The 26,271-nt window shown below is 59.1% G+C and carries 20 protein-coding genes; 8 read left to right on the top strand and 12 right to left on the bottom strand.

The features are described from left to right. The first annotated feature begins 112 nt into the window (after positions 1–112). Genes pseF through LA321_RS13995 form a run of 5 tightly spaced genes read left to right on the top strand, consistent with a single transcriptional unit; the run spans position 113 to position 4,667 of the window. On the top strand, positions 113–808 hold the full coding sequence (pseF, locus tag LA321_RS14015; RefSeq protein WP_042025527.1) for a pseudaminic acid cytidylyltransferase: 696 nt from the start codon (positions 113–115) through the stop codon (positions 806–808). Then, entirely contained in the window at positions 798–2,069 is a 1,272-nt protein-coding gene (pseG, locus tag LA321_RS14010; protein ID WP_042071864.1) for a UDP-2,4-diacetamido-2,4,6-trideoxy-beta-L-altropyranose hydrolase, read from the top strand. The genes pseF and pseG overlap by 11 nt, the downstream gene beginning before the upstream one ends. A 6-nt stretch (positions 2,070–2,075) precedes the next feature. Then, positions 2,076–3,122, top strand: a complete 1,047-nt coding sequence (pseI, locus tag LA321_RS14005) for a pseudaminic acid synthase (protein ID WP_042071866.1) — start codon at positions 2,076–2,078, stop codon at positions 3,120–3,122. Next, the gene (locus tag LA321_RS14000) at positions 3,115–4,407 is read left to right on the top strand and encodes a motility associated factor glycosyltransferase family protein (RefSeq protein WP_042071869.1); all 1,293 of its coding nucleotides are present in this window, start codon (positions 3,115–3,117) and stop codon (positions 4,405–4,407) included. The genes pseI and LA321_RS14000 overlap by 8 nt, the downstream gene beginning before the upstream one ends. Next, positions 4,404–4,667 (top strand): hypothetical protein, encoded by a 264-nt coding sequence (locus tag LA321_RS13995; protein ID WP_042071872.1) that lies wholly within the window; start codon positions 4,404–4,406, stop codon positions 4,665–4,667. Before LA321_RS14000 ends, LA321_RS13995 begins: the two co-directional genes overlap by 4 nt. Before the next feature lie 100 nt (positions 4,668–4,767). On the opposite strand, the gene LA321_RS13990 is transcribed toward LA321_RS13995, so the two are convergent. From LA321_RS13990 to LA321_RS13960, 7 genes are all read right to left on the bottom strand, one after another. Next, positions 4,768–6,873 carry a motility associated factor glycosyltransferase family protein gene (locus LA321_RS13990; protein WP_042071874.1) on the bottom strand — a complete coding sequence of 702 codons (2,106 nt, stop codon included), beginning with the start codon at positions 6,871–6,873 and terminating at the stop codon, positions 4,768–4,770. Then, positions 6,873–7,175: a hypothetical protein gene (locus LA321_RS13985; protein ID WP_042025521.1), complete on the bottom strand. Its 303-nt coding sequence runs from the start codon at positions 7,173–7,175 to the stop codon at positions 6,873–6,875. Before LA321_RS13985 ends, LA321_RS13990 begins: the two co-directional genes overlap by 1 nt. Beyond that, on the bottom strand, positions 7,175–7,600 hold the full coding sequence (fliS, locus tag LA321_RS13980; RefSeq protein ID WP_042025520.1) for a flagellar export chaperone FliS: 426 nt from the start codon (positions 7,598–7,600) through the stop codon (positions 7,175–7,177). Before fliS ends, LA321_RS13985 begins: the two co-directional genes overlap by 1 nt. A gap of 19 nt (positions 7,601–7,619) precedes the next feature. Further along, positions 7,620–9,014, bottom strand: a complete 1,395-nt coding sequence (gene fliD / locus LA321_RS13975) for a flagellar filament capping protein FliD (protein ID WP_042071876.1) — start codon at positions 9,012–9,014, stop codon at positions 7,620–7,622. Positions 9,015–9,026: 12 nt separating this feature from the next. After that, complete coding sequence (locus LA321_RS13970) at positions 9,027–9,458, bottom strand: flagellar protein FlaG (protein WP_124238375.1); 432 nt, start codon at positions 9,456–9,458, stop codon at positions 9,027–9,029. 40 nt (positions 9,459–9,498) lie between these two features. Continuing rightward, positions 9,499–10,356, bottom strand: a complete 858-nt coding sequence (locus LA321_RS13965; RefSeq protein ID WP_042071879.1) for a flagellin N-terminal helical domain-containing protein — start codon at positions 10,354–10,356, stop codon at positions 9,499–9,501. Between the two features lie 763 nt (positions 10,357–11,119). Next, positions 11,120–11,983, bottom strand: a complete 864-nt coding sequence (locus tag LA321_RS13960; protein WP_042071882.1) for a flagellin N-terminal helical domain-containing protein — start codon at positions 11,981–11,983, stop codon at positions 11,120–11,122. Positions 11,984–12,394: 411 nt separating this feature from the next. On the opposite strand from LA321_RS13960, the gene LA321_RS13955 reads away from it, so the two are divergent. After that, on the top strand, positions 12,395–13,030 hold the full coding sequence (locus LA321_RS13955) for a trimeric intracellular cation channel family protein (protein ID WP_026458511.1): 636 nt from the start codon (positions 12,395–12,397) through the stop codon (positions 13,028–13,030). 92 nt (positions 13,031–13,122) lie between these two features. Next, the gene (locus LA321_RS13950; protein ID WP_042071885.1) at positions 13,123–13,515 is read left to right on the top strand and encodes a hypothetical protein; all 393 of its coding nucleotides are present in this window, start codon (positions 13,123–13,125) and stop codon (positions 13,513–13,515) included. Positions 13,516–13,589: 74 nt separating this feature from the next. Here the strand turns inward: LA321_RS13950 and thiI are convergent, their stop codons facing one another. Then, positions 13,590–15,038, bottom strand: a complete 1,449-nt coding sequence (thiI, locus tag LA321_RS13945; RefSeq protein ID WP_042025513.1) for a tRNA uracil 4-sulfurtransferase ThiI — start codon at positions 15,036–15,038, stop codon at positions 13,590–13,592. A 177-nt stretch (positions 15,039–15,215) separates the two neighbouring features. On the opposite strand from thiI, the gene LA321_RS13940 reads away from it, so the two are divergent. After that, positions 15,216–16,175, top strand: a complete 960-nt coding sequence (locus LA321_RS13940; protein ID WP_042071887.1) for a hypothetical protein — start codon at positions 15,216–15,218, stop codon at positions 16,173–16,175. Between the two features lie 16 nt (positions 16,176–16,191). Here the strand turns inward: LA321_RS13940 and pbpC are convergent, their stop codons facing one another. The 4 genes from pbpC to LA321_RS13920 all read right to left on the bottom strand — a co-directional run bounded on the left by pbpC (position 16,192) and on the right by LA321_RS13920 (position 26,188). After that, positions 16,192–18,591 carry a penicillin-binding protein 1C gene (gene pbpC / locus LA321_RS13935; protein WP_042071889.1) on the bottom strand — a complete coding sequence of 800 codons (2,400 nt, stop codon included), beginning with the start codon at positions 18,589–18,591 and terminating at the stop codon, positions 16,192–16,194. Positions 18,592–18,601: 10 nt separating this feature from the next. Beyond that, positions 18,602–23,485, bottom strand: coding sequence for an alpha-2-macroglobulin family protein (locus tag LA321_RS13930; RefSeq protein WP_042071891.1), 4,884 nt, complete (start codon positions 23,483–23,485; stop codon positions 18,602–18,604). Positions 23,486–23,635: 150 nt separating this feature from the next. Beyond that, the gene (locus tag LA321_RS13925; RefSeq protein ID WP_026458498.1) at positions 23,636–24,295 is read right to left on the bottom strand and encodes a DedA family protein; all 660 of its coding nucleotides are present in this window, start codon (positions 24,293–24,295) and stop codon (positions 23,636–23,638) included. A 204-nt stretch (positions 24,296–24,499) separates the two neighbouring features. Beyond that, positions 24,500–26,188: an FAD-dependent oxidoreductase gene (locus tag LA321_RS13920; RefSeq protein ID WP_042072386.1), complete on the bottom strand. Its 1,689-nt coding sequence runs from the start codon at positions 26,186–26,188 to the stop codon at positions 24,500–24,502. Between the last annotated feature and the right edge of the window lie 83 nt (positions 26,189–26,271).

Below are 26,271 nucleotides of genomic sequence, written 5' to 3'. Positions count from 1 at the left end.
CCATCAATGAGTTCAATCGAAGATCCTGGGTCATGCCAACTGTCATCATTCACGGATTCAGGGTTACAATTCTGTTTATTACTGTCATATCGGCTTTTCATGGAGAAACTTCATGGCCATCGCCATCATCCCGGCCCGAGGCGGCAGCAAGCGCATCCCGCGCAAGAATATCCGTCCCTTCTGCGGCCAGCCCATGCTCGCCTATGCCATCAACGCCGCCAAAGCGGCAGGGTGTTTCAGCCAGATTGTGGTCTCTACCGATGATGAGGAGGTCGCCTGCGTGGCACGCCAGCTCGGTGCCGACGTACCCTTTTTGCGCGCCGCCAGCCTCGCCGACGACCACACCGGCACCACCCCGGTGGTGATCGATGCTATCCGGCGGCTCGACGAGCTCGGTGTCACCAGCGATCACTACTGCTGCATTTACGCCACCGTGCCGCTCATCCAGGCCGATGACCTGAAGGCAGCCCATCAGCGCTTGCTCGCAAGCCAGGCCCCATTCGTCTATTCGGTGGCGGAATTCGGCTTTCCCATTCAACGGGCAGTACGCATGGATGAGCAGGGACGCGTCACCCCCTTCTGGCCAGGGCAGATGACCAAGCGCTCTCAGGATCTGGAACCCGCCTATCAGGATGCGGGACAATTCTACTGGGGCAGCCGCGCCGCCTGGTTGGGCGGCATCAACCCGGTGGGCGGAGAAGGAATAGGACACATATTGCCAAGGCACAGGGTGGTCGACATCGATACGCCGGAAGATTGGCACCTGGCCGAACTGCTCTATCGGGTATTACACCAGCATGACGTTTGATATCGCATTTCGACTCGACGCAGGCCCCGAGATAGGGCTGGGCCATCTGATGCGCTGCCTGGCCATCGCCGATCGGTTGCTGGTGGCGGGGGCCGAGTGCCACTTTCTCTGTTATGGGTTGCCGACTCACCTACTGCCCCTGCTTAAGCTGCACCACTACCACCCTCTGGCTGCGCTGGATGATGCGGGGCCCCTGCCCCGACTGCGGCCTGCATGGCTTATCGTCGATCACTACGCCATCGACCAGCCCCTTGAAGCCTTGCTGGCGTGCCACTGTAGTCAGTTGCTGGTGATCGACGATCTGGCGGATCGACCGCATCACTGTCAGCTACTGCTGGACCAAGGGCCTCTGCGTACCGCAGCCGACTATCAGCCCCTGATACCAGACAACTGTCGCCTGCTGCTGGGAACGGATTACGCCCTGCTGCGCCCGGCATTCCGACAGCTTGCACGCCAAGAGATCAACCTGTGGCAACGGGGACTCATCTGCTTTGGCGGCGCCGATCCAGCCGGCGCTTGTCTCACCACCCTCAACAGCTTGGCTCGTCTACCCTGGGCCCGCACCATCCAGTGGACTCTGGTAGCGGGCGGCGCCAACCCTTTCTGGGACGAGTTGCAGCAGAGGGTTGCCCAGTTGCCCGAGCTTGGCATCGACTTGTTGCGCCAGAGCGATCAGATGGCGCAGTTGATGGCGCGCCACGATTTTGCCATCGGTGCCGCCGGCGGCATGACCTGGGAGCGCGCCTGCCTCGGCCTGCCAACCCTGGCGGTGCCCATCGTCGACAACCAGCAATTCAATGATGAGGTGATCGCCCGCTTCCAGTTGGCCGAGCGCCTGACGCTAAGCGAGCTCGCTGACCCCTCACGGCTCGAGCAGGCCTTGCGCTCACTGGAACAAGAGGCTGAGGCGTATCGCCAACGCGGTCAGCAGCAAGTGGATGGCCTCGGGCTCGATCGCCTCACCGCCTGGCTGCTGCCGCAAACCGGTTATCAGCTGCGGCCCGATGGCCAACGCTGGCAATTTTTACAACAAGATGGCGGGCAGGAAGAGACATGCCTGCTCACCCTTGACCTAAGCGGCCAGCAGTTGGCCTGGCAGGCACACCAGCCACTCAAACCACAAGACTGGCAAGAGCTGGCATATCGCTTGCTAAAGATTTTTTCCCAATTCCCACTTTATCTTGCCAAACCGCCGCAAGATGCGCCCCCCGCCCCCTGGCAGTTGGCGCCACAAGGCTGGCAACTTGGCACAGGAACCTGAACAAAGATGCAGATTGCCCATCAATCCATCGGCCCGACGCAGCCCCCCTATGTGATCGCCGAACTGTCGGCCAACCATAACGGCAACCTGGAGCGCGCCCTGGCCATCATGACCGCCGCCAAGGAGGCGGGAGCCAGTGCAGTCAAACTGCAAACCTATCGCCCCGATACCATCACCCTCAAAAGCGAGCGACCCGAATTCCAGATCCATGGCGGCCTGTGGAATGGCCACAGCCTGTATGACCTCTACGAGTGGGCCCATACCCCCTGGGAGTGGCATCAGGCACTGTTTGCCAAGGGGCGCGAGCTGGGGCTCACGGTATTTAGCAGCCCGTTCGATTTCAGCGCAGTCGAGCTGCTGGAATCCCTCGATTGTCCGGCTTACAAGATTGCCTCCTTCGAGCTGGTGGACCTGCCCCTCATTCGCTACGCCGCCCAGACTGGCAAGCCCCTCATCATGTCCACCGGCATGGCGAATGAGGCCGAGATCGCAGCCGCAGTCGAAATGGCGCTCAAACACGGCAACGGCCAGCTGGCGCTGCTGCACTGCGTCAGTGGCTATCCGGCGCCTGCGGCCGAATACAACCTGCGGGCCATTCCCATGCTGCGCCAGCGCTTTGGCGTCCAGGTGGGGCTTTCTGATCATACGCTGGGCAGCGCCACCGCCATCGCGGCGACCGCGCTCGGCGCCACCCTCATCGAGAAGCACTTCACTCTGGCCCGGGCGGATGGCGGGCCGGATTGCGCCTTCTCCATGGAGCCCGCCGAGCTTGCCGAGCTGGTTGCCTCGGTCAATACCGCCCAGGCAGCACTCGGCGTGGCCGACTATCAGCTCACCCCGAGCGAGCAGGGTAACCGCGCATTTCGCCGCTCCCTCTATCTGGTCAAGAATATTGCAGCCGGAGAGCACCTGACCGAAGCCCACATCAAGTCGGTTCGGCCCGCCCTTGGCCTGCCCCCGGCCGATTACGATCGCCTCCTCGGCAAGCGGGTTACCCGGGACATGAGCGCCAACCAACCGCTGGATTGGGAGTGGATAGCACAGGATGAATGAGGAACTGTTTGCTCGCCATGGCCAGCTTATCAGCAAGCGCTGGCCTACCCTCTGGCCCCGCCTGTTGGTACAAGATGTGGCGTATCTTCAGGTTGAACTGACCGAGGGACTGGGTTCCACTCTCAGCGTCGATGGGATCCAGCTCACCAGCCGTCACGACAGGGTAAAGGAAGCTGAGCTACAGGCCACCAGCCTGCCCGAAGAGCCCGTACTGCATATTTATGGCACCGGGCTTGGCGATCTGCCCCGCGTGCTGTTGCAACGCAGCAGCTTGCGCCTTCTGGAAGTGAAGATCATGAATGGCGCCCTGTTTGCGCTGGTACTGCGCCTGCTGGAGCAGGATGACTGGCTTGCTGATCCCAGGGTCGTGCTCACCATGGCGGGAGATGACCAGGAGATCCGGTTACCCTTCTTCGCCCTGCCGGCCGAGCTGCTGCTGGTCGACGATGCTGCCGTCCGCATCCGGGATCGCCTGATCAGCGAGATCAACCTGCCATTCGTCAATCGGCGCTTCAAAGCCGATGACCCCGAACGCCTGGCGCGACTAGAAAGCAATCGCGAGTTACTGGCGCACGATGCCGACGTGACCAAGCTGTTTGGCTCCCAGCCTGACTGCACGGCGCTGATCATCGCCACCGGCCCGACACTGGCACGTCACCTGCCCTATCTGGGCGGACTTGCGAAACTACCCACACGGCCACTGCTCATCTGCGTCGATACGGCCTACAAGACGCTGCTGGCGCACCACATCAAGCCGGATCTGGTTGTCACGATCGATCACCTGATAGGCCAGGACAGGCTGCCAGCTCACGGCTCCGAAGAGGTCAAGCTGGTCTACTTCCCCATGCTGCCCCATGAGACGCTGGCCGCCTGGCAGGGACCGCGCTATGGCGCCTACTCGATGAGCCAAACCTATGAGGCCCTGCGCACCAGCTTGCCCAGAGGCGTGCTGCATTCCGGTGGTAGCGTGATCCACCCGGCCGTGGATCTGGCCGTCAAGATGGGGGCCAACAATGTCATTTTGATGGGCGTCGACTTCGCATTTCCGGGCAATCAAACCCATACCGGTTGGCAAGATGGTTCACTTGGCCCGAGTGCCCATACAGCGCGTCATTGGGTGCACGATGGCCATGGCAATCGGGTGACCACGACCCTGAACTTCGCCGGCTACCTGTGTGAGCTGGAGCGCTACATAGATCGCCACCCCGAGGTTCGTTTCTGGAACACCTGCAAGGATGGTGCGCATATCCAGGGCTGCCACTATCACCCGGAGATAACCCAATGAGTGCCTCTCTGACAGCCCAACTCACTGCACTGGCGCAACGTTTTCGCCTTGGCTTGTCTCTGGAGGCAATCCAGACGCTTCCTGCCTTGCTGGAGCAAGCCGCATCCGAGAGCCTGAACTGGCCGGTACAACAGCAGCAACCGCTGCCCATGCTCATCAAGCGCATACTGGAGCAACAAGAGCGTGAGGATTGGCTGGCCCTGGCTGATGAACTCGAATATGAACTCGTCGCCCTCTTCGAAATGACCGACAAGGGGTGACGCCCTCCCCGGCTTCACGTTCTACACCTCATACAAAAAGCCCTCCATCGTCTCTGACGGGAGGGCTTTGATTGTTCTGACAGCTCAAGATGTCAAAATATTATGACAACTGATAAGCCAAACCTGGCACAGCCGCGATGTGTCTTCCCTGGATATAATCGAGGGCATGGGGATAAATCATTCCCATACGGTCAAGAAATTCCACAAAGAGATACCTGTGCTCATTGACACATGCCATGCACAGGGTTTCATCATCGTTGAAATAGGCTATCGCCAGATACAGGGTAAACATGCCGTTGAGAGAGCCAAACAGTATGTTGTGGATATGAGACTGCCTGCTTTCACGGATCACGTTGATATATTCCATGCTGCGTTGCATCGCCTCCACCAGCATGGCTCGTGAGGCAAAATCGGCAGCCCAATCCTGTTTCATCAACTCCATCACCCGTGCAAACAGATCAACGTCAAGCAGCGGCTCGATCGCATCACGGGAAGTATCCACCGAGATGGCCATGTCGTTGTAGATATAATCAACCAGCACCTTCTTATCGAGCATGGGTGGCAAATCCACAATATCCCGGCTCTTCAGCGGTTCACACCCCTTGATCAAAGCGCCATCGGAGCAGTTGTATATGTTTGCATCCGGGCAATGCTGAACCAGAAATTCAGCCATCATCACAGAGGCAGAAAATAGCTGATTGGTTTGCACTTCACCGCCAAAGTTGGCAGGCCTGATATTGTCAGCCAACGCCAGCGCCATATCTTTATAAGCGGCGATAGGATTGCCCTTGTCATCATAATAACCGCTCAGACGGGAGTGATGGTGCTCGGCAGACTTGAATCCATTATCAAGTCCGAATAGATAAACGCGTTCAAAACCAAGGTGCAGCGGCAAACTGATCCCCAGGTTGCCCACCAGCGGATTGATGCAACTCAAGCACTGCAGTTCTGCCGCCCAGTCAAAATGATTGCACAACAAGACGTAAAGCGGCTCGTCAGCCTTAATGCCAAGTACATATCGTTTGAACATACGCTTGGTATCGGCATGAATGACATCCGGGGCAATCATCAGGATATCCTGCAAATATTCGCTGGCATTCATCTGGGCAAGATGTGCCGCAACCATGTTGACCCGCTCGACTGCAATATATATGTCTGGCGTAATGCCCGCCCTATAGAGCGAGGAGATTGCCGTACCGCATGCAATCAATATGGCCTGATGCTGATGCGCTCTGATAAATTCGATATCCGCATCCAGCGACGGGCCATTGGCGATGACAAAGACTGGCGTTTTTTTGAGGGATGTGGGCAGTCTGTTTTTCTGACTCAGAAAACGGGCGCCGGCAAGGATATTGTCAACGCCATTTGCGAGGCCAAACAGGCTGTCATCAAAAAAGCCCCATCCCATCGCCAGCGAATAGAACTCTTTGGCAATTTGAGCTTGTAGCGATGAGAGCACTGTTGATTGGTAGTGGGACATGCCAAACACTTGGGAAGATAAAAATGCACCTTTTTTATTCACCGCATCCTTGAGGTCCTGCATGATGACATGTTCATCCTGCCCCAGAAAGATGTGAATACCCAGTTTGTTTTCAGCGATGTAATCCAGCAATGGCGCCCAATCAAAACAGAACAAGGATGCGTAGAAAAGATCCAGGTTCGGTTCAAAAACAAACAGATTGGCGATGTTCTTGCGTTCGTAGAGATATCCCAACTGATAGCCAAGGCCCAGGCCAAACATAAGCATCAGTGGAATATCGTGAGGAAGAGTCTCAGTGTTGGCGGTATTCTGTTTGCTGAACTCGGCAATCACATTCTGCAATGCATTGGTATAGAGAAAGTGCTGCTGCTGGAAAGGATCCCATTGCCGCTCGATGCCAAATTTTATCAATCCACCGGATGCCAATGCGGCTTCGATCTGTTGCAGGCATTCATCGAATGGATCTTCGCCATATAAAATATGGCCGCTCTCCTGCCAACGCAGATTGGCAATACCATTCTCGATACAAAAAATCTCAAAATCGGCGCTTGGCTTGTAGGATGAAAACTGCTCAGCTATCGAGGGAATATATTTCTGGAAGGCGTCGATATTCTGTGAAAAACGAACCGGAATTAGTTGTGCCAATGCAATTTCTTGCTGATGTTGCAATGTCAAACGTTGCAGCTCATCTTCCGAACGATTAATGATATCATTTAACGATGGCATTAGAACTCTCCACGGTTTTTATTATATGACGCCAATGCTTTGCTGCTTCTGCTGAGCAATGAAATTGATTCAGCCACTTCATTTTTATGTTGGGAAAGCGTGTCGACAATCTGAGCATCCAGTTCAGACACCTGCTTAACAAATTCGCTATAGTCGACTTGAGGGTCACGATGGGCAATCAACTTGTCGATCACCGCCCGTCGTTCGTCTATCAGAGCGGTGGTGAGGTTTTCATCCTCACCACCCAGCGATACCATGATGCGTTGCGTCAGCCTGATGATTTCATTGCGAAGATCAGGCATCAGGAGAGCTCTCCCCTTTCACGGCGCATCGCATACGCTTTTTGCTTCTCCTCTTCCGGCACCTGATCCCAGGCACTCTTGATGGGAAGCATCAGCCCGATGACCTCATCAATCGCAGCGATATCCATATTCACGGATGCATCAAGCAAACGATCCTTCATATAGGCATACAAGCCATAGAGATCATTGGTAATGCCACCCAGTTCCATATCAAGGGAGTCTTGCAGGCCATTCAATATGGCGGTAGCCGACGAAATCAGCATCGATTTTTGTTCGTAATCCTTGCGCTCAATGGCTCCCTTGGCCTTGGCCAAACGCTCCAGAAAACCCTGCATGAGCAATTGAATGACACGATGGGGATCAGCCACCGACAATTCGGCCTCAAGTGACGTAGCTTTATATGCTTTAATGTTTCGCTGATACATAACACCGTCTCAATTAAATTTACATCAACATGCCAGCCAAGGCATTGGAAGAAGAGTTCATCTTGGCGATCATCACATCGAGTGAAGCATATTTTTTGCGCAAGCCTTCTTCATAAGTCACCATATAGGCATTGAAGTCGGTTCGTTTCTGCGCAATGTCTTTTAATTGGGTATTAATCCCGTCCTGACGCTGAGCCAGCAATCCGGCAGACTTGGTATATTCCTTCATCTGCGGGTCAATGCGCTTGGCCAGACCATCACTGCCGGAAAACAGTGCAGATACGCCATTAAAATCCGACTTCAATTTGTCATCGAGTTTTGTGGAGTCAACGGAGAGTTTTCCATCCTTGTCCATCTTGATACCGATATCAAACAGCGACTTGATGGCCCCACTGCCTGTCTCACTGGACAGCTCTTTAAAGAGGGTATTCCGGATTGCAAACAGCGTCGGATCACCGGCGAGTTCACCCGGGTCCCCAGTTCGATTACCACCGACGATCACGGGCCTTTTGCCCAAGTCATCCATGGTTGTTTGCAAATCATTGTAAGCCTTGACGAAATTATTGATGTTTTCTTTGGCTTTATCGATGTTGTCTTCGACAGTGACCTTGGTTTTCTTGGAGGTGACCCCGTCAGACTCCTTGTCACTGACTCGCAGTACAGTGAACTTCAAGTCCTGGATAACGTTGTCAAAGGTATTGGAGGAGTTGGTCACCTCCACGCCGTCGATGGTCACCTTGGCATCGACGCCATTTTCCCGATCAAAGGATGAAGAAGGGCTGCTTGTATCGAACTTCTGTAGCTCTGGCGTACTGGCTGTGATCTGCAGATTACCGCCACTGCCGGTGACGGACGATTCCAGCACGAGCTGGGACTGACCATTGCTGGTGATGATGTTGGCCGATACGCCAAAATTGCTGTCACTCTTGGCATTAATCCGTTTGCGCAGCTGTTCGAGGGTATCCCCCGCCTTGACATCAACCTCGAAGGACTTGTCACCATCGGTAAAGGTCAACTTGCCATCTGCGGTGGCAATCACGTCTTTGGGAGAGCTGAATGTCCCTGCCTGAGACGTGAGCTTGGTGCCCTTGGCCAGCTGATCTACCTGGATATCATACTTGCCCTGGCTGGCCGTATCCGTCGCCGTCATGCTCAGCACCGGATTGGTTGTATCCTGGCTTATGGTAACTTTCCGCCCAGCAAAATCGGTCGGCTTTGCCAACTTTTGAAGGGCGGTGTTGAAGGTGTCGATGGCCGATTTCAACTTGCCGACCCCAGAAAGCGAGGTTTTCAGGTTGGCCTCACGGGTCACAACCTGTTTTTCAAACTGGGCTTTCTTAGCATCTAAAGATGCTTTGATGAGATCTTCCAGTGGCAAGCCGGATCCCACGCCAGCAGATGTTATCGAGCCCATACAAACCTCCCTCTACACAGATTTATCAAACAGCAGCCCTTTGCGATGACTCTCATCGAGCCCCGACTGCTCAAGTTCACGAAACCGCTTGGATATGGACAGCAACTCTTCGCTCGGGATCTGGCGGATCACCTCTCCCGAATCCTTGTCCAGCAGCTTGACGATGGTCTTGCCAAGCTCATTATCCTTGGAAATATTCAGATACCATCCTTTGATCGATACGATCGACTGCAATTCTTGTACCTGTTCTTCCAAAGATGCTGATTTTGTTTCCTCTTTGGCGGCAGCTTCCTGTTTTGCTGCTTCATCCAACTCTTGTTGACGCTTCTTCGCCACATCCTCTTTCTGCTGCGCCAAAACAAAAGCAGTAGCCTCACGGCTACTGCTTTCAGTTTTTGGAAAAGCATAGGAGGAGGCCGAGCCAAGGTTTACTTCATTTGCCATGATGTCCTCCAACTACTTTCCATACCTGTTCATCAGCTTATCAACGCAGCAGCGACAGTGCACCGTTCGGACGCTGGTTGGCTTGCGCCAGCACGGTCGACGCGGCTTGCTGCAGGATGTTGTACTGAGTCAGGTTTGCAGTTTCGACCGCGAAGTCCGCATCACGTACACGCGCACGGGCAGCAGAGAGGTTTTCGGCGATGTTGGACTGGTTGCGAATGGTCGATTCCATCCGGTTTTGCACCGCACCGAGCTCTGCACGCTTGGAGTCAACAGACTTGATCATCTTGTCGACGGCACCGAGCACGGATTGCGCTGAGGAGGCAGCGCTGATGTTGATCCCGGACGCACCGGCAGCAAAAGCGGTTGTCACTGAAGCATTACCGGCAATCCCCGCCACGTTGAACGCGAAACCGGTCAGACTGAAGGAGATGGTCTGGTTGGCATCGGCACCCACCTGGAATTCACCCTTGAAGGAGCTATCCAGCAGCTTCTTACCACCGAAGGTAGTATCGCTGGCAATACGGTCGATCTCGGTAGAGAGCTGGTCGACTTCTTGCTGGAGCGCGGTACGGTCGGAGGTGTTGTTGGAACCGTTCGCAGACTGTTGTGCCAGAGTCCGCATGCGCTGCAGCATGCCGGTGATCTCTTCCATCGCACCTTCTGCGGTTTGCGCCAGGGAGATACCGTCGTTTGCGTTACGGTTACCCTGGTTCAGACCATTGACCTGGGAGGTCAGACGGTTGGAAATTTGCAGACCGGCGGCATCATCCTTGGCGCTGTTGATACGCAGACCGGACGACAAACGTTGATATGAAGTGTCCAGTGTCTTGTTGGTATTCATCAAGTTACGCTGAGCGTTCAGCGAGGACACGTTGGTGTTAATAAACATAGCCATGATTTAATCTCCCAATCGATACAGACTGCAGGCCTCGCTTACATCAGCCTTGTTGCAATCCGGGAGTAGAGGGTTGAACGAGCCCGTCTACTCTCGACCAGTGGGGATTGTTTGAACGGACAATCACCCACCACACCGCAAAATCCAGGAGTCCCGAACACCCAATCTTTTGCTTACCTTGGTTAACGGCCACGCTGAACGAAGCTTTAGTCTTTTTTTTGCCGCCTGCGGCAAATGATTGCCCCCCTCAGATCAATCCACCCCCAAAGAGCAGCTCAAACACATCGGCTACTTTTGGTTAAGAACAGATAAGTAACTGAATTGTCACAGGTGTATATCAGAGAAAGAGGGAGCAAAGACTCAAGATAGGGTCATTGTTTTGACTCGGCCAATGGCAACAAGCGCCCATTGAGCCAACAATTTGACAGCCTGAAAAGATGACTGGATCTGTCTACCACCTCAAAACCTTGACGGTTCACGATAAAGCAGAAGCGTACGACTCCTTTTTCTCGCTGGTGAAAGCATTTCAGAACTGGCATGGGTTATGCTTTGTTACGTTGAAAATAAAAAAGGCCGACATCAAGGTCGGCCAACGAGCTTTAGCTCAGGAGAATTGGGCGGGAAGGTTTATTGAATATAAACTGCCCGCTGAGCTTAGTAGTGTACTACAGTGTTGTGACTTATCAGAGACATGATTTCCCGAACACCCTCTGATGCGTCCTCCGGAAAGGCGGCCTGAACAACCGCCTTTCATTTTTTATTCTTAACCACGCAGCAGTTGCAGTGCGCCATTGGGTCGCTGGTTAGCCTGACCCAGTACGGTTGATGCTGCTTGTTGCAGGATGTTGAACTGCGTCAGATTCGCAGTTTCTACCGCAAAGTCTGCATCACGTACCCGAGCTCGCGCCGCACTGACGTTTTCCGCAATGTTGGACTGGTTGCGAATGGTCGATTCCATCCGGTTTTGCACCGCACCCAACTCGGCACGCTTGGCATCGACCTGCTTGATGAGTTTGTCCACATCCGCAAGTACTTTCTGTGATGCCGATGCGGTCTGGATATTGATCCCGTTAGCACCTGCCACGAATACAGTGGTATTTGCCGCATTAGCTCCGGCCAGGCCGGCAATACTGAAGGAAAAACCGGTCAGACTGAAGGAGATAGTCTGGTTGGCATCTGCCCCCACCTGGAAGGTGCCGTTGAATGAACCGTCGAGCAACTTGGTACCACCGAAGGTGGTATCGCCAGCGATACGGTCAATCTCGGTAGAGAGCTGGTTCACCTCTTGCTGCAAGGCAATCCGGTCATCGGTGTTGTTGGAACCGTTGGCGGATTGTTGAGACAGGGTGCGCATCCGCTGCAGCATGCCGGTGATCTCTTCCATCGCCCCTTCTGCGGTTTGCGCCAGGGAGATGCCGTCATTCGCGTTACGGTTACCCTGATTCAGACCGTTGATCTGGGAGGTCAGACGGTTGGAGATCTGCAGACCGGCGGCATCGTCCTTGGCGCTGTTGATACGTAGGCCGGATGACAGACGCTGATAGGCGGTATCCAGGTTAATGTTGCTATTACGCAGGTTACGCTGAGCATTGATGCTCGAAACGTTGGTATTTACATACATACTCATGACTATTCTCCTAAGCTATTAAATTTGCTCTTTTATTTACTCAGGCTTTATTGTTTTTCCTGCCTGATGCGTCTTATTTAACGGCTGCTTTTTCGATGTCTTTAGCAGTTTTTTTAACGCTTCATCGCATTAGCGCCGCTTACCCTATTTATCGGCATGTTCTCTCTTAACTTGAGGGAAAAAATACCATCCATCCTTCAACGAAGGCATGGAGCAAAGAAGGACTGGTTTCACACGGACATCATCATATCCCTTTACACACCAGCTCCCCCGCCGCACAAACTTCACTATCCATGTCGCCGCAAGCAAAAACTTGGTCTGGCTCCCACTTCTTGCAGACGCCCATTGGTCAGAGGCGGCGCGCCCCCTAAAATCGCGACCCCATCAATAACTGGACGTAAGTTGTTCTCCATGCAGACACTGGTTGAGCAGATTGTTTATATCAGCGACATGTTTGGTACTGCGGTATTCGCGTTTTCGGGAGTGTTGGTTGCAGGGAGGCTAAGGATGGACGGCTTCGGCGTCATGGTGCTGGCCGCCGTTACCGCCATCGGCGGTGGCACCATCCGCGACATGATCCTGGGGGCCACCCCTGTGTTCTGGGTACGCGATCCCCTCTATATCTGGGTGGTGATCGTCACAGCACTTGTAGGCATGTGGATGGTCAAGTTACCCAGACGCATGCCCTGGTACGTATTGCCGGTAGCCGATGCCTTCGGGCTTGCCCTGTTTACCGTGATCGGCGCCCAGAAGGCCCTCAACTTCGGTACCCCCGGGCTCATCGCGGTGATCATGGGTACCATGACGGGGGTCGCTGGCGGCATGATCCGGGACGTGCTGGCCCGGGAAGTCCCCATGGTGCTGCAAAAGGAGATTTATGCCACCGCCTGCATCTTGGGGGGCATTCTCTATACTCTGGCGCTGGAGGCCAACGTGGATCGGGTGACGGCCATGCTCATCTGCATGACAACCGTCTTTGGCTTACGGGTCGCCGCCATCTACTGGCACCTGTCACTGCCCACCTTCTCGTTGCAGCGCAGCCAATGACAAGTGCGGGGGCTTGTCCCCCGGCCTTGTTCGTTGAACCAAGCAGGCTTTTCTGTTGTCATAGGATCCAGTGTTGTAAGCCGGAATCCCTCATGCAAAAACTTGGACTCATCACTTCACTGTTACTGATCTATGCGACAACGGCGCAAGCCGAGGCACAGGTGCTGTTCGGCCGTCTCGCGTCAACCCCGGTACAGCAGTTCAACCAGCAGATCCGCCAGGCTAGCAGCGCTCGCCAGAACTGGGTCAATGATTATCGTGAAGTGGCATTGCGTTTCGTCGGCCACAATGACATACCCAGTCGTATCCAGGCCAGACAACTGGACAACGATCTGGTGCTCTCGGTCGCCCTCGATGGCCAAAAGAGCGACATGCTCTACATCCTGACCCTCTATCGCAGCAACAACCTGTGGCAGATGCGTCAGGCCGAAATGGGCTGGCGCTGTCAAGGTCAAACCACCTTCACCCCGGTTCCCTGTCCCTGAGGGCGGCCGTCACGATGTGCAATAAAAAAATCCGGCTCATTGGCCGGATTTTTTTATTAAGAGTCACTTAACCGTTACGGACGGTACACCTTGACGTTGTCAAAGCCCTTCTCTTTCAGGTAGAGCGCCTGCAGCTTGCTCATCACGCCGCGATCGCAGTAAAGCAGGTAGGTCTTCTCTTTCGGCAAGTCGCCAAAGGCGGTAGCCAGCTTGAAGAAGGGAATATGCTGCACCTCGCGCCCTTCCACCAGCAGCGGCTTCTCTTCGTGTTCATCCATGGAGCGGATATCTAGGATCACCTCGTTGTCACCGGTCGAGGCGGTGGTCTCCACTTCCTGCACCTCGGCGGCGGTCTCCTCACCGATGCGACGGATGTCGAGGTAGCGAGCCTCGCTTACCACCTTGTCCAGGATGGCGAAGTCGAAGTTGGCCTCTTCCGCTTCGATGCGGGCAAGATCCGCCTTCACGGTCGGCTTCTTGGAGATGACGCCGCAGTACTCGGGCATGGTCTCGGCAAACTCCAGGGTACCGATGCGGCGCGCTTCGCTGATGATGTCCGGCTTGTCCCAGGTGATCAGCGGGCGCAGGATCACCTTGTCGGTCACCCGGTCGATCACGTTCAGGTTGGTGAGGGTCTGGCTGGAGACCTGGCCCACACACTCGCCGGTCACCAACGCCGGGATCTGGAACTCGTCGGCCACCTTGGCGGCGGCACGCATCATCATCCGCTTAAGCACTACGCCCATCTGGCCGTTGTCGATCTTCTCGAGGATCTCGGCCACCACCGGCTCGAAGTCCACCGCGGTGAAGCGCACCCGGTGGGAGGAGCCGAAGCGGTTCCACAAGTGATAAGCCACCTGCTTGACACCGATCTCGTGGGCCGCGCCGCCCAGATTGAAGAAGCAGTAGTGCACGCGGCAGCCGCGCTTGATGAACTGGAAGGAGGCGACGCCCGAGTCAAAACCGCCGGAGATGAGGCTCAACACGTCCTCCTGGGTGGCGATGGGCATGCCACTCAAGCCCTGATGGATGGCGCTGACGATGAACAGCTCCTCACCATCGATCTCGAGGTTGATCTTCACATCCGGGTTCTTCAGGCGCACGCCGTTGCTCTCGCAGTGCTGGTTCAGGCCACCACCTACATAGCGTTCAATTTCAAGAGAGGAGAACTCGTGCTTGCCGTGGCGCTTGGCACGCACGCAGAAGGTCTTGCCCTTGAGCTGGTCGCCCCATACCGCCTTGACCTGCTCGAAGATGTCGTGCAAATCGGTGAACTTGCTGGCCTGCACCTCGAGGAAGGACTGGATGCCGGGAATGCAGGCGAGTGCCTCTATGGCCTGGTCGCGGAACTGGTCATTGCGCGAGCTCACGATCAGCTTGTCCCAGTCCATGCGCACCCGGGCGTCGTCGTCGAAGCGTCGCAGGACGTTGCGGATGTTGCCCTGCAGGATCTTGATGAAACGCTGGCGAACCGACTTGCTCTTGATGGTGATTTCCGGGAACAGCTTGATAATGAACTTCATGGTAATGACTCGGGTGACCTTGATTTAAGGGCGCGAATTATATCAGAACTTTGTGTCCAGCGCCTACTGGATGAGCGTTTGCTCACAGACCACCACGCAATGTTTGCCGCACAGCGGCGATTTTGCGTATATTCCCGACCCTGCGCCCTGGCAAGATCCCGACAACAGATTGATCCGATGAAGACCTATATCTACTACCCCGGCATGGAGGTACGTGACGAGCTCTGGCTCAAGTTTGCCCTGCTCTATCTGGAGCGGCTCGCCTTCGTCTTCACCGTCAGCGAGAAAAGTGGCCTGACCGCCCTGCTGGAGACCCTCGAAACAGAGACGGATCTGCTGGCAGAGCGGCCGGAACCCGCCTTCTTTGCCGCCATCACCCCCCAGCTGGAGAGTCAGCTCGGCGGCCTTATCACCCCCGATTTTGTCCGCCACAAGGTGTTTGGCAACAAGGAGCTCATCGCACGCTGGCGTCAAAGCGCCAATCACGACTGCTTCTGCCCGGCCCAGGCAGGCCTGGAGCGCTTGCACGGTTTTTGCCTCGACAAAGGCTTTGCCAGCCGGGACGAGGGAGGGATCAGGATGGCGCGACGCTTTGCCAACCTGCTCTCCATGCGGCTCGCCCGTGAGTGGGCACTCGCCAATGAGGGGGTCCTCATCACCGATCACGACTATCTGGACCGGCTGCTCCACCTGCTCGAATCCCGCTACCACAACCGGGGCGGCCAGGATTGCTTCCATCTGGAGATCCCGTTGCAAGTGCCCACTCACTTGAACGAGATCCCGTTTGCGGAGCTCATCGCCCTGCGTGGGCGCAGCGGTTTTCGCCAGCAGCTGGCCGAGTTTCATCAGGCCCTCGACGACCTGCTCGCCATGCTCGGCAGCGGATACCCGGAACCCGCAGCACTGACGCGATTCGAGCAGGCCCAGCAGGCACTCAACCAACTGCTGGGGCCACAAACCCGAAGCCTGCCCCTCACCACCATGATCAGCACCAGTCTACCCGCCATGGCGATGATCCACCGCCTCAAGGCGAGCCACCCAGGCAGCAATCTGGTGTTTCACTCCATCAAGAAGAGCCACTTCCACCAGCGCAAGAGCCAGCACTTCTTCACCCGCCTGGGGCAGGTCAAATCCTGAGCGTACTCCCTCCCGATCAGGAGGGATTTTCCAGGCGAAATTCGATGCGATCGCTGTTGCCCGCCTCGTCTACTACCACCAGCTGATAGCGACCCGCCTCGCTCAGCACCTGATCCCCGTCCCAGCGCAGCCGCTGACCGTTGAGAAACCAGGCCGGCTTGCCGACGCCGCCCAGCACCTTGGGCTGCAGCCGATAACGCTGGCTGCGAACAAGGTTGCCCTCCCCCAGCGCCAGGATGCGGATGGGGGCCTGCAGCTCGGTGCTCTGCCCTTCCCCTGCACAGCCGCTGGCCAGCTGCGCCTGGCGCCGCTCGCCGGGTGAGCGCCACGGCTCCAGCGACAGCGGCCAGAGCGCCCGAAAACCGGATTGTGCCGCATCGTGGCAGCGGCTCAGAGTGGGTTTTCCCTGAACGGTCAACGCAACCTGGCGCAGCGGCGAAGGCCAATCCATGGGATCCGGCAAGGTGGGGGGATCGCGCCCTTCCAGCAGCCAGGCGCTCTGGCGCTGCAGACAGGCCTCAGGCAGGGTCGCGCTCGCCTTGCGCCCCAGCGGCCAGCAAACTTCGGCCTCGCTCACCGTGTTGGGTTGTGCCGGCAGGGGGCTGCTGTCAGCCAACCGCGAGTAGACCGAGAGCAGCAGCGGCACCGCCGCGCTCTGGCCGTAAAAACCGGGCATGGGGGTGCCGTCGGGGCGCCCCAGCCAGACGCCGATGGTCCAGCGACCGGAGACCCCCATCGCCCAGCTGTCGCGATAGCCATAGCTGGTACCGGTCTTCCAGGCCAGCCGATTGACCCGGCCGGTCGCCTCGCTGGCAAAGGGCTGATCAGCCCGCCCCTGGGCGCTCAATATCTGCCAGATGATCCAGGCCGCTCCCGGGCTCAGCAGGGGACGCGACACCGCCCGCTGCCCCGCCAGCCAGACCGGCATCGCCACCTGCCCCTGCCGGGTCAGCGAGCTGTAGAGCGCCACCAGCTGCTCTAGCCGAATGCCCGCCGCCCCGAGCGCAATGGCCGGATTGGGCTTGTCGGAGAGGGCCAGCCTCACCCCGGCATTGTCGAGACGGCTGACCAGCTTATCGGCCCCCAGCGCCTCCAGCACCTGCACCGCCGGCACGTTGAGGGATTGCTGCAGCGCCTGGGCGAGGGTCACCGGCCCCTGAAAGGCACCGGAAAAGTTAGCGGGGCGATAGTCAGATCCCAGCCTTGGCGCGTCGGAGAGCAGGGAGGCCGAGTGCACCAATCCTTCGTCCATGGCCAGACCGTAGATGAAGGGCTTGAGGGTGGAGCCGGGAGAGCGGATCGCCTGCACCATGTCCAGATAACCGTGGCGGCGCAAATTGCCATACTCGGCGCTGCCCACATAGGCGCGCACCGCCATGGTTTTGTTGTCTACCAGCAGCAGGGCGGCGGAGGTCTGCTCGGGGAAACGGCGGATATAGCTCGCCACCCGCCCCTCCAGCCAGCGCTGCAGATCGCCGTCTATGGTGGTGTGCACCAGCGCCCCGGCCTGATTGTCGGCGGCGAGGCGAGCAAACAGCGGCGCCTCCATCGGCGTGAAGTGACCGCGGGCCAGCACCGGCTCGATACGCCCCTCCAGCCACGCCTGTTCGGGCCAGACACCCTGCGCCACCAGCCGCTGCATCACCTTGTCGCGGGCGGCGCGAGCCCGCTCGGGATGCCGGTCCGGCCGGTTGCGGCTGGGAGCCTGCGGCAGCACCGCCAACAGCGCCGCCTCGGCATAAGTCAGCTTGGCGGCGCTCTTGCCGAGATAGGCAAAACTTGCCGCCTGCACCCCCTCCAGATTGCCGCCAAACGGCGCCCGGTTCAGATAAACGGTGAGCAGGGTGCGCTTGTCATAGTGCCACTCCAGTTGCAACGCACGAGCCATCTGGCGCAACTTGCCGGGCACGCTCCTGTGGTAGGGCTCGATGAGGCGTGCCACCTGCATGGTGAGAGTCGAGCCGCCCGACACGGCCCGCCCGTAGCGCAGCCACTGCCAGACCCCGCGCACCATGGCCACCGGATTGACTCCGGGATGGCGCCAGAAATGGCGATCCTCGTAGCCCAGCAGCGCCTCGATATAGCGGGGAGAGACCTGCTCCAGGGTCACGGGATAGCGCCACACACCACTGGTATCGGCAAAGGCGCGCAGCGGTCGCCCCTTCATGTCGAGCACCACCCGTGCGTAGGCGGGGTCGAGTGGCGGCGGCGGGAAGAGTCGATCCAGCGCCAGCAATGACAGGAGTAGTGCTACAACTCCCAGCACCGAAAAACGCAGCCAGCGTGGTAGACGGCCAAGCCTGCGCCCGCCAGCGCGGCCACTGCGACTTAGCCTCAGCCAGCCACGCTGCCAGAAAGTGAGCGGGCGAACCCGCTCACTGGAAGGAACGTTGCTCAGAGGGCGTCTGCGACTCATCAAGCGCCAGCTACTCAGAGATAGTTACCTCATGGATATCCTCACCCACGGCCCGCAGCTCGGGCCGGTACATATCCTCCACCTGGGTCGGCGGCACCTGATAGCGGCCCGGCGTCACCGCCCGCATCAGGTAGACCAGCTGCTGGTTGCTCCCCTCGCTCAGATCCAGCGCTGCCGTGTAGCGGTCATCGCGAAACTCCTGATGCTTGAGATAGTCGTTCCATTCGATCTGCCACGCAGGTTTCCCCTCAATGGAGAGCTCTTCCAGCTTGATGCTGTTGCCAAGGGCCGGGTTCTCCAGCTCGAAGCCAGCGGGCACCATCTCCACCAGCAGGGCATCGGGCACCGCCGATTCACTGCTGACGTTGAGCCGCACCACCACCAGATCACCCACCTTCACCTTGGCGGGATCAAACGGCTGACCATCGCTGTTGAACCAGCTGCGGGTCACGCTCATCCCCTTGCTGACCCGTGCCGGTGCCTGTTCGGGGTAGCCAATCAGGGTACGCTGCACATAGAGGGAGCCCTTGCCCTCGTTGGTGACGGTGTTCGCCGCCAGTGCCTCGGGGGCACCCTGCTGCTGCGGAGCCGAACCGCTCAGGGATCCACTGCCAAGAGAGGAAGTTACCCTGGCCTGCCAGTCAACGGCCGGATCGAAACGGGCGAGTCGCAACAGGGCGAGCCGCTCCTGAGTGCTGAGCCACTGACGATGGGCCAGGGTATCGGCCACCTTGGCACTAAGAGCGGGCCAGCGATCCGCAGCCAGCTTGTGCTGGCGCAGCAAGGAGAGCTCAAGGGCCTGATCGCGCAGCGGCGAGCCGTAATCCCCGAGATAGTCGTCACCGCGCTCGGTCGCCAATGCCCGGCTGAGGGCCTTGGCGGCGTTCTGTTCATCCCCCATGGCCGAGAGGGCCAGCGAGAGGTGCAAGAGCGGCAAGCCGGAGCGAGCGTGATCGGCCTGCTGCTCCCAGATAAGGCGCAGGGTAGCGAGTGGCGCCTTGCCCACCCGGGCCAGCACATAGGCACTGTAAGCCTGATAGGCAAGACGGCTGTGCTCGGGGGCACTGCTCCAGCGCTCGCCGTACTGGCTGTCGGTGAGATAGCTCTGCAGTCGGTTCAGCGCCTGATTGAGCATGGCCTCCGGCACGGCGTCGCCCGCCTCCTTGCGCGCCAGCAGGTAATCGGCGGCATAGGCGGTGAGCCACTGCTCCTCGTCGGAGCGACCATCCCAGAGGCCAAAGCCGCCGCTTGGCAGTTGCAACCGCTGCAGCCGTTGCAGCAAGGCGCGTTGCACATCCGCCTCGCTCGCCGCCTTCTTGCCCGCTGCCGGTTTGTTCCAGGCGGCGCGCTCATCCGCCGTGGTCAGCAAGTAAGGCCAAGCACGGGACAAGGTCTGCTCCAGACAGGCGTAGGGGTAGTCGGCCAGCGCCTGCCACTGGGCTGCCGGATCCCAAGGGGGAGTGCCGGAGAGGCTGAGCAACCCCTGCAGGTTGGCGCGATCCAGCCCGGCCAGCTCAGCTGGTGCAAAGCTCATCTGCTGGCCGGGGGCCAGCATCTGGTAGCGCTGGCGCGTCTCGGCCGGCCAGGGGGAGCGCAGCGGCAGAGACCAGTCGCGACTGATGGCAAAATCCTTGCCGCTGGCCGCCAACTGCAGGCTTGCCACGCCGCTTGCCCCGGTCACGGTGAGCGGCAGGGTCAGCCACTGCTCTTCGCCATTTTTCAGGGCCAAGGTGCGGGGCAGCTCGCCGTTTGCTTTCAGCCCACCATTGAGGGTCCAGGCAAGGGAGAGGGTCTGATCCTCGCCGCTCATGTTGCGCAGTTGCACCAGCGCCCGGGTCTCATCCCCTCTGGCGCCAAAGCGCGGCCAGCCGATCTCTGCTACCAGGGGCGCCACCACCTTGACGGCGCGTTCGGCCTCGCCCACTTGTTGTTCGTTCCAGGCCAGCGCCATCAGCGCCAGCTCACCGTTGAAGTTGGGCAGATCGAGCGGGATCACCGCCTTGCCCTGCTCGTCAAAACTCACCTCGCCGCTCCAGAGCGCGGCGATCTCGACCCGGCTCTCCAGCGCGCCGCCCTTTTTCAGCGGCGCCCGGTCGCCCCCATAGTTGAGGCGGGCCAGCTTGCCATCCTGCGGCGGGATCACTTGCCCGTAGTTGTCGAACAAATCTTGGGCGAAGCGCTTGCGGCCAAAGAAGATCTCGAACGGGTCGAGGGGTTGATAATCGCTGATATTGAGCACGCCCCGATCCACCGCCGCCAGCACCACGCGGCCCTGACTGTTGGGGGTGGAGGTGGCGGTCACTTCCAGTCGGGTTAGCGGTACAGCCCTGTCCGGCGCACTCAGGGTGAGCGGCAGGCGGCGGGACTCCCTGTCCAGGGTCAGCGGCACCAGCCCGACCGAGCGCAGGCTCTGCCCTTGCTGGCTGCTGGCCGGTTGGGAGGCGCTATCCGGTGCGGCGATCTGGGCCGAGATATGCAAATCATGACGCTGCCACTCGGGGCTGACCGGGATCTCGAACTCGCCGCGGGCATCCTTGGCATCGCCACCCTCCCCCTTGAGCTCGATGCGCTGCCACCAGCGCAGGCCGTCGCCATCTTCCACCAGCAGCAAGCCCTTGCCGGGACGCGGCGCCACCAGCGTCACTTTGGCCTTGTCACCCGCCAGATAGGCGCGCTTGTCGAGGGTGATGGCGATCTTGTCAGGCCGTGCCTGCTCGCCACCACCGCCCCAGGCGTAGCTGCCGATCTCCAGCCGCAGACTGGATTGATGGCCCTGGCTGTTTTCCACCTCGAGGCGATACCAGCCCGCCGCCAACGTCAGACTGAGAGGCGTCGGCCCCTTGCCATCCAGTTGCAGAGTATGCTCCTGCTCCAGATAGGGCTGGCTGTTGAATTCGTACTTCCACCCCTCCCCATCGGCGTAGTGCCAATAGTAGTCGCGGTACTCGTTGATAAGGCGCACCTTCACAGTCCCCACCACCGGCTGGCCCTTGTCATCGAGGTTGAGGATCTGGAAGGGGAGCGGCTTGCCCCCCTCTACACGATCCGCCACGAAGTCTGCCTTGAGCGCCGGCCACTGGCTGCCCGCGGGCCAGCCATACTGGGTGCGGCTGCGATTGACGGCGCGGCCACCGGGTTCGGAGAGCGACACCCGATAAGCCACCTCCAGCGGCCCGAGGGCGCGCACCCCGTCGAGCTCATCAGCCAGCGAAAAAGTCCCCTGCCCCTGCGCATCCAGGGTGAGATTCAGCGGCTCGAGATCCCTGGCCTGCTCGGCGAGCAGCACATCCCCCAGGGTGAACTCCTGCCATTGGGTAAAGGGCATGATGGCGCGGCTGATTTTTACCTCAGCCTTGGCCTTGGTGGCGCTCGCTGGCGCACCGTAGAGATAGTCCCCTTGCAGCGGCAGAGTGAGGGCGGCGTCCAGATCCATGACTTCACCATCCTGCCCCTTGCCAAGCTGCAGTTTCAGCCGCTCCGGCAGAAACTCCTCCACCAGGAAAGGCCACTCGAAGCGGCTGCCGGCGGCAGTCTTGAGGTTGATGGTCCAGCGCCCGAGCGGTGCATCCTCCGGCAGGCGCAGGCCGTAGTGGGCCGCGCCAAGATTGTCCGGCAGCAGGCGCTTTTGTTCGAGCAGTTGGCCGTCCGGCTGTTTCACCTCTAGCTCCACCGCCATGCCCGGCAGCAGCTGGCCATCCTGCCCTTTTAGCAGGATCTCGCTGTCGAGTCGCTCGCCGGGGCGATAGAGATCGCGCCCGCTAAAGAGATACAACTGCTGGGCCTGCCAGGGTTGGGTTCCAAGATCGAAGGTGGAAAGATCGAGCGCCGCCCCATCGAGGCGCAGCACTGCCAGATGCTTGCCCTGCTCGGCCAGCAGCAGACGCGCCCCCTGCACCTGATCGAAGCGTCGATGACCCTGCGGATCGGTGGTTTGCACCTGCAGCCGGTTGCCCTTCTCGTCGAGCAGAGAGAGTTGCACATCCTTGAGTGGGTCGGCGGTTGCCAGCGAACTGACAAACACCTCCAGTCGATCCCGATAGCGACGGGCACTGAGCCCCATGTCGCTCACCGCGAAATAGGTGGTCTCCTTGCGCCAGTCGTAGTTGCCAAGGGGCGACATCACCGCAAAGTAGACGCCAGCCTCTGCCAGCTGCGGCTCCTTCACATTGATAAGGCGGGTCTCGCGCCGGTTGGCATCGAGCTCCAGCGCATAGCGGCCGCTGAACACCCGCTTGGCCCGCTTGGTGATCTGTTCAAGCTCCCAGTTGCCCATGCCGGCACCGGGACGATACTCGGCCAGGAAACGGGGCAGATATTCCGCATCGACCCGGAAGAAGTCGATATTAACCTCGTCCACGTTGACCGCGCTGATGGGCAGGCGCAGCTCGTCGCGCAGCGGCAATACCATCCCGCTGGCGGTAAAGGAGGCTCCCGCCTCCAGCGGCCGGGTCTTGAGGGTCCAGCGCTGAGGGGATGGGCCCAGCCCCGCCTTGAGGCTCACCTCGTAACTTTTATCGGGCTGCACGTTTGGGAAGTAGAGGGTGCGGCCATCATCGGCCAGGATCCACTCCCCCTGCACCTGCTTGCCTCCCTCACTCACGGCAAGCCAGCTCTGCCAGTTCGCCTTGGGCACCAAGGGGCCGGAAAAGACCAGCGCCAGCGCCGGCGCATCGCGATATTGACGGGCATTGGCTTGCACCACGGCGTCCGGGGCTCCGATCTCTTGCTGCGCTGCGGGAGCCTCTGCCTTAGTGGCCGGCTTGTCCGGACCGCAGCCGGCCAGCAGCAGACCGGTGATCCCCGCCAACAGCAGGGCCGCTGCGCGGCGCAAAACGGGAGAAGAGGGTGAACGGACGGCGTGGTGGAAAACAGGGCGAAGGGTAAAGAGGCGCATAGGATCCATCCCGGGGTAAAGCGCTGCCATGGCAGCGTGACAGGGAACAGGATAAGGCATCCCGCCCCCTCGACACAAAACCCATTACCGACGTGGCGATCCCTTGGCAGGCAACCGCCGCACTCCACCAGCGGGAGTCAAGATTATCCGTTACTCGTGGGTCGTCTCCCTTTTCGCTCCCCCCTTGAACCAGCGAAAGAGAATGGCCATGACGGCGGCGAGGAAGAGCACCAGGGAGGCGATCAGCAACAGGCGGGTCAGCAGCTCGCTGTGATGGGCGAAGAAGGAGGTTTTCATTGCCAGCTTACCCACCAGGCTCAGGCAAAGCGCCCACAGGAAGGCACTGGCGAAGCTGGCGATGCACATGCGCAGCACGCTCAGACGGCCAATCCCCATCAGCATGGGGGTCAGCACCCGCACGAACGGGATGAAGCGGGACGAGAACATGGCCAGAAAACCATATCGTTTCAACAGGTTGGTTGCCCTTGGCAGACTCTCGGCGGGCAGCATTCGTTCGATATGGTCCATGAAACGGGTGCGCTGCAGCGCCCGTCCTTGCAGATAGGCGAGCACGGAGCCAATCCCCGCCGCCAGCGGCAGATAACCGAGAGTGACTTCGGGGCCAAAGACCCCCATCCCGACCAGGCCACCGGCCAGCAGCACCAGGCTGTCTCCCGGCAGGGGCAGAAAGACGAAGGCGGATTCCAGCAGCAGCACCAGCATCAGGCAGCCGATCAGCATAGGCACGGCCTGCATCTGAACCAGTGCATCAAAGTCCTGATGCCAAATGGCGATCAGCATATCCAGCATGTCACACTCCCTACCACACTGTTTCTCGTGTACAAGGCTCGCGTTATAGCCGCACGCCCCTGAACAACACGTTAATTTTTCACAATGTCAGCAAAAAAAGTGTGTCTATCTGTTGCAGGCCGGATGAGAGGACTGAATGACGGGTATAAAAAGCCCCTCATCTTGCGCGCACAAGGGAGAGGGGCAAACAGGCACAGAAAGTAATCAGTCGGCGGTGGCCATCTGCCAGGTCTTGAAGCCGCCGGAAAGGTTCTTCACCTTGAAGCCGTGCTGGCTCAGCAGGCGACAGGCCACATGGCCGCGCAGCCCCACCTGACAACTGATCAGCAGTTCCTTGTCCTTGGGCAGCTCCGCGAGGCGGCCGCGCAGCTCATCGAGGGGGATATGCATCGCCCCCGGGATGCGGCCCAGCTTGTCGAGCTCGGGGGTATTGCGCACATCCAGCACCATCTGGTGCGGCTGATGGGCCTGTACTTCGGCCACGTGGCAGAGGGTGGTATCCCCTTTCAGATGGTTGCTCGCCACGAACCCCGCCATGTTGATCACATCCTTGGCCGAGCCAAACGGCGGCGCATAGGTGAGCTCCAGATCCTGCAGGTCGAACACGGTGAGCCCGGCACGCTGGGCGACCGCCAGCACATCGATTCGTTTGTCGACGCCATCCTTGCCGATGGCCTGGGCGCCGTAGATCTTGCCATCCGGGGCAAACAGCAGCTTGAGGCTGACCGGATGGGCTCCCGGGTAGTAGCCGGCGTGACTGCCCGGATGGACATAGGCCTTCTCGAACGGCAGACCCAGCTGCACCAGCCGCTTCTCGTTGAGACCTGTGCTCGCCACCGCCAGATCGAACAGCTTGCAGATGGCGGTCCCCTGGGTCTTCTTGTAGGTCTCGCTGCGCCCCAGCATGTTGTCGGCGGCAATGCGGCCCTGACGGTTGGCAGGGCCTGCCAGCGGGATCAGCACGGACTCGCCGGTCACGAAGTCGGTCTCCTCCACCGCATCCCCCACCGCGTAGATGAAGGGATCCGAGGTGCGCATGCCGGCATCCACCTTGATGCCGCCGCGCGGGCCCAGCTCCAGCCCGGCCTTGGCGGCGAGCAGGGTCTCGGGTTTGACGCCGATGGCCAGGATCAGCAGACCGGTATCGAGATGGGTGCCATCACTCAGGGTCAGACGCAATCCACCCCGTTGTTCGGTGGCCACGGCGGCGGTTTTTTCCGCCAGTACATCCAGGCTCTCGATGGCAGAGAGGCCGGTGCGCAGGCGCAGATCGATCCCCTCCTCGCGAATGCGAGCGTGGAGCATGTTGGCCATCTCTTTATCGACCGGCGCCATCACCTGCTCGGAGAGCTCCAGCAGGGTGACCTCCAGCTTGCGCTGATGCAGGGCTTCCATCATCTCCAGGCCGATGAAACCGCCCCCCACCACGGTGACGTGGCGTGGTAGATCGTGCTCAAGGGCGGCCAGGATGCGATCCATGTCCGGAATATTGCGCAGGGTGTGGACGTGGGGGCTGTCGATACCCGGGAAAGGCGGACGAATGGGGGCCGCCCCCGGGCTTAGCAGCAGCACGTCATAGGGTTCGCGCTGCTCTTCACCGGTTTGCAGATTGCGCACCAGCAGGGTCTTGCCGGCCTTGTCTATCTCGATGACGTCGTGGAAGACCCGCACATCGACGTTGAAACGGCGCTTGAAACTCTGGGGAGTCTGCAGCAACAGGGCATCCCGATGAGGGATATCCCCCCCGATGTGATAGGGCAGACCACAGTTGGCGAAGCTGACGAATTCGCCCCGCTCGAACATCACGATCTCCGCATCCTCGCTCAGGCGACGGGCCCTGGCGGCCGCCGATGCGCCCCCCGCTACACCACCAATAATCAGGATCCTTTTCATCAGCATGACTCCTCATGGACGTTAATGGCCAATAAATTAGCTTTTTCTAATTTAGAGTTCAATGAAATTTTGTTTCCCTCGAT

The sequence above is a fragment of the Aeromonas enteropelogenes genome (assembly GCF_020097295.1).
Lineage (GTDB): Bacteria > Pseudomonadota > Gammaproteobacteria > Enterobacterales > Aeromonadaceae > Aeromonas > Aeromonas enteropelogenes.
This window is presented reverse-complemented; position numbering and strand designations above follow the sequence as displayed.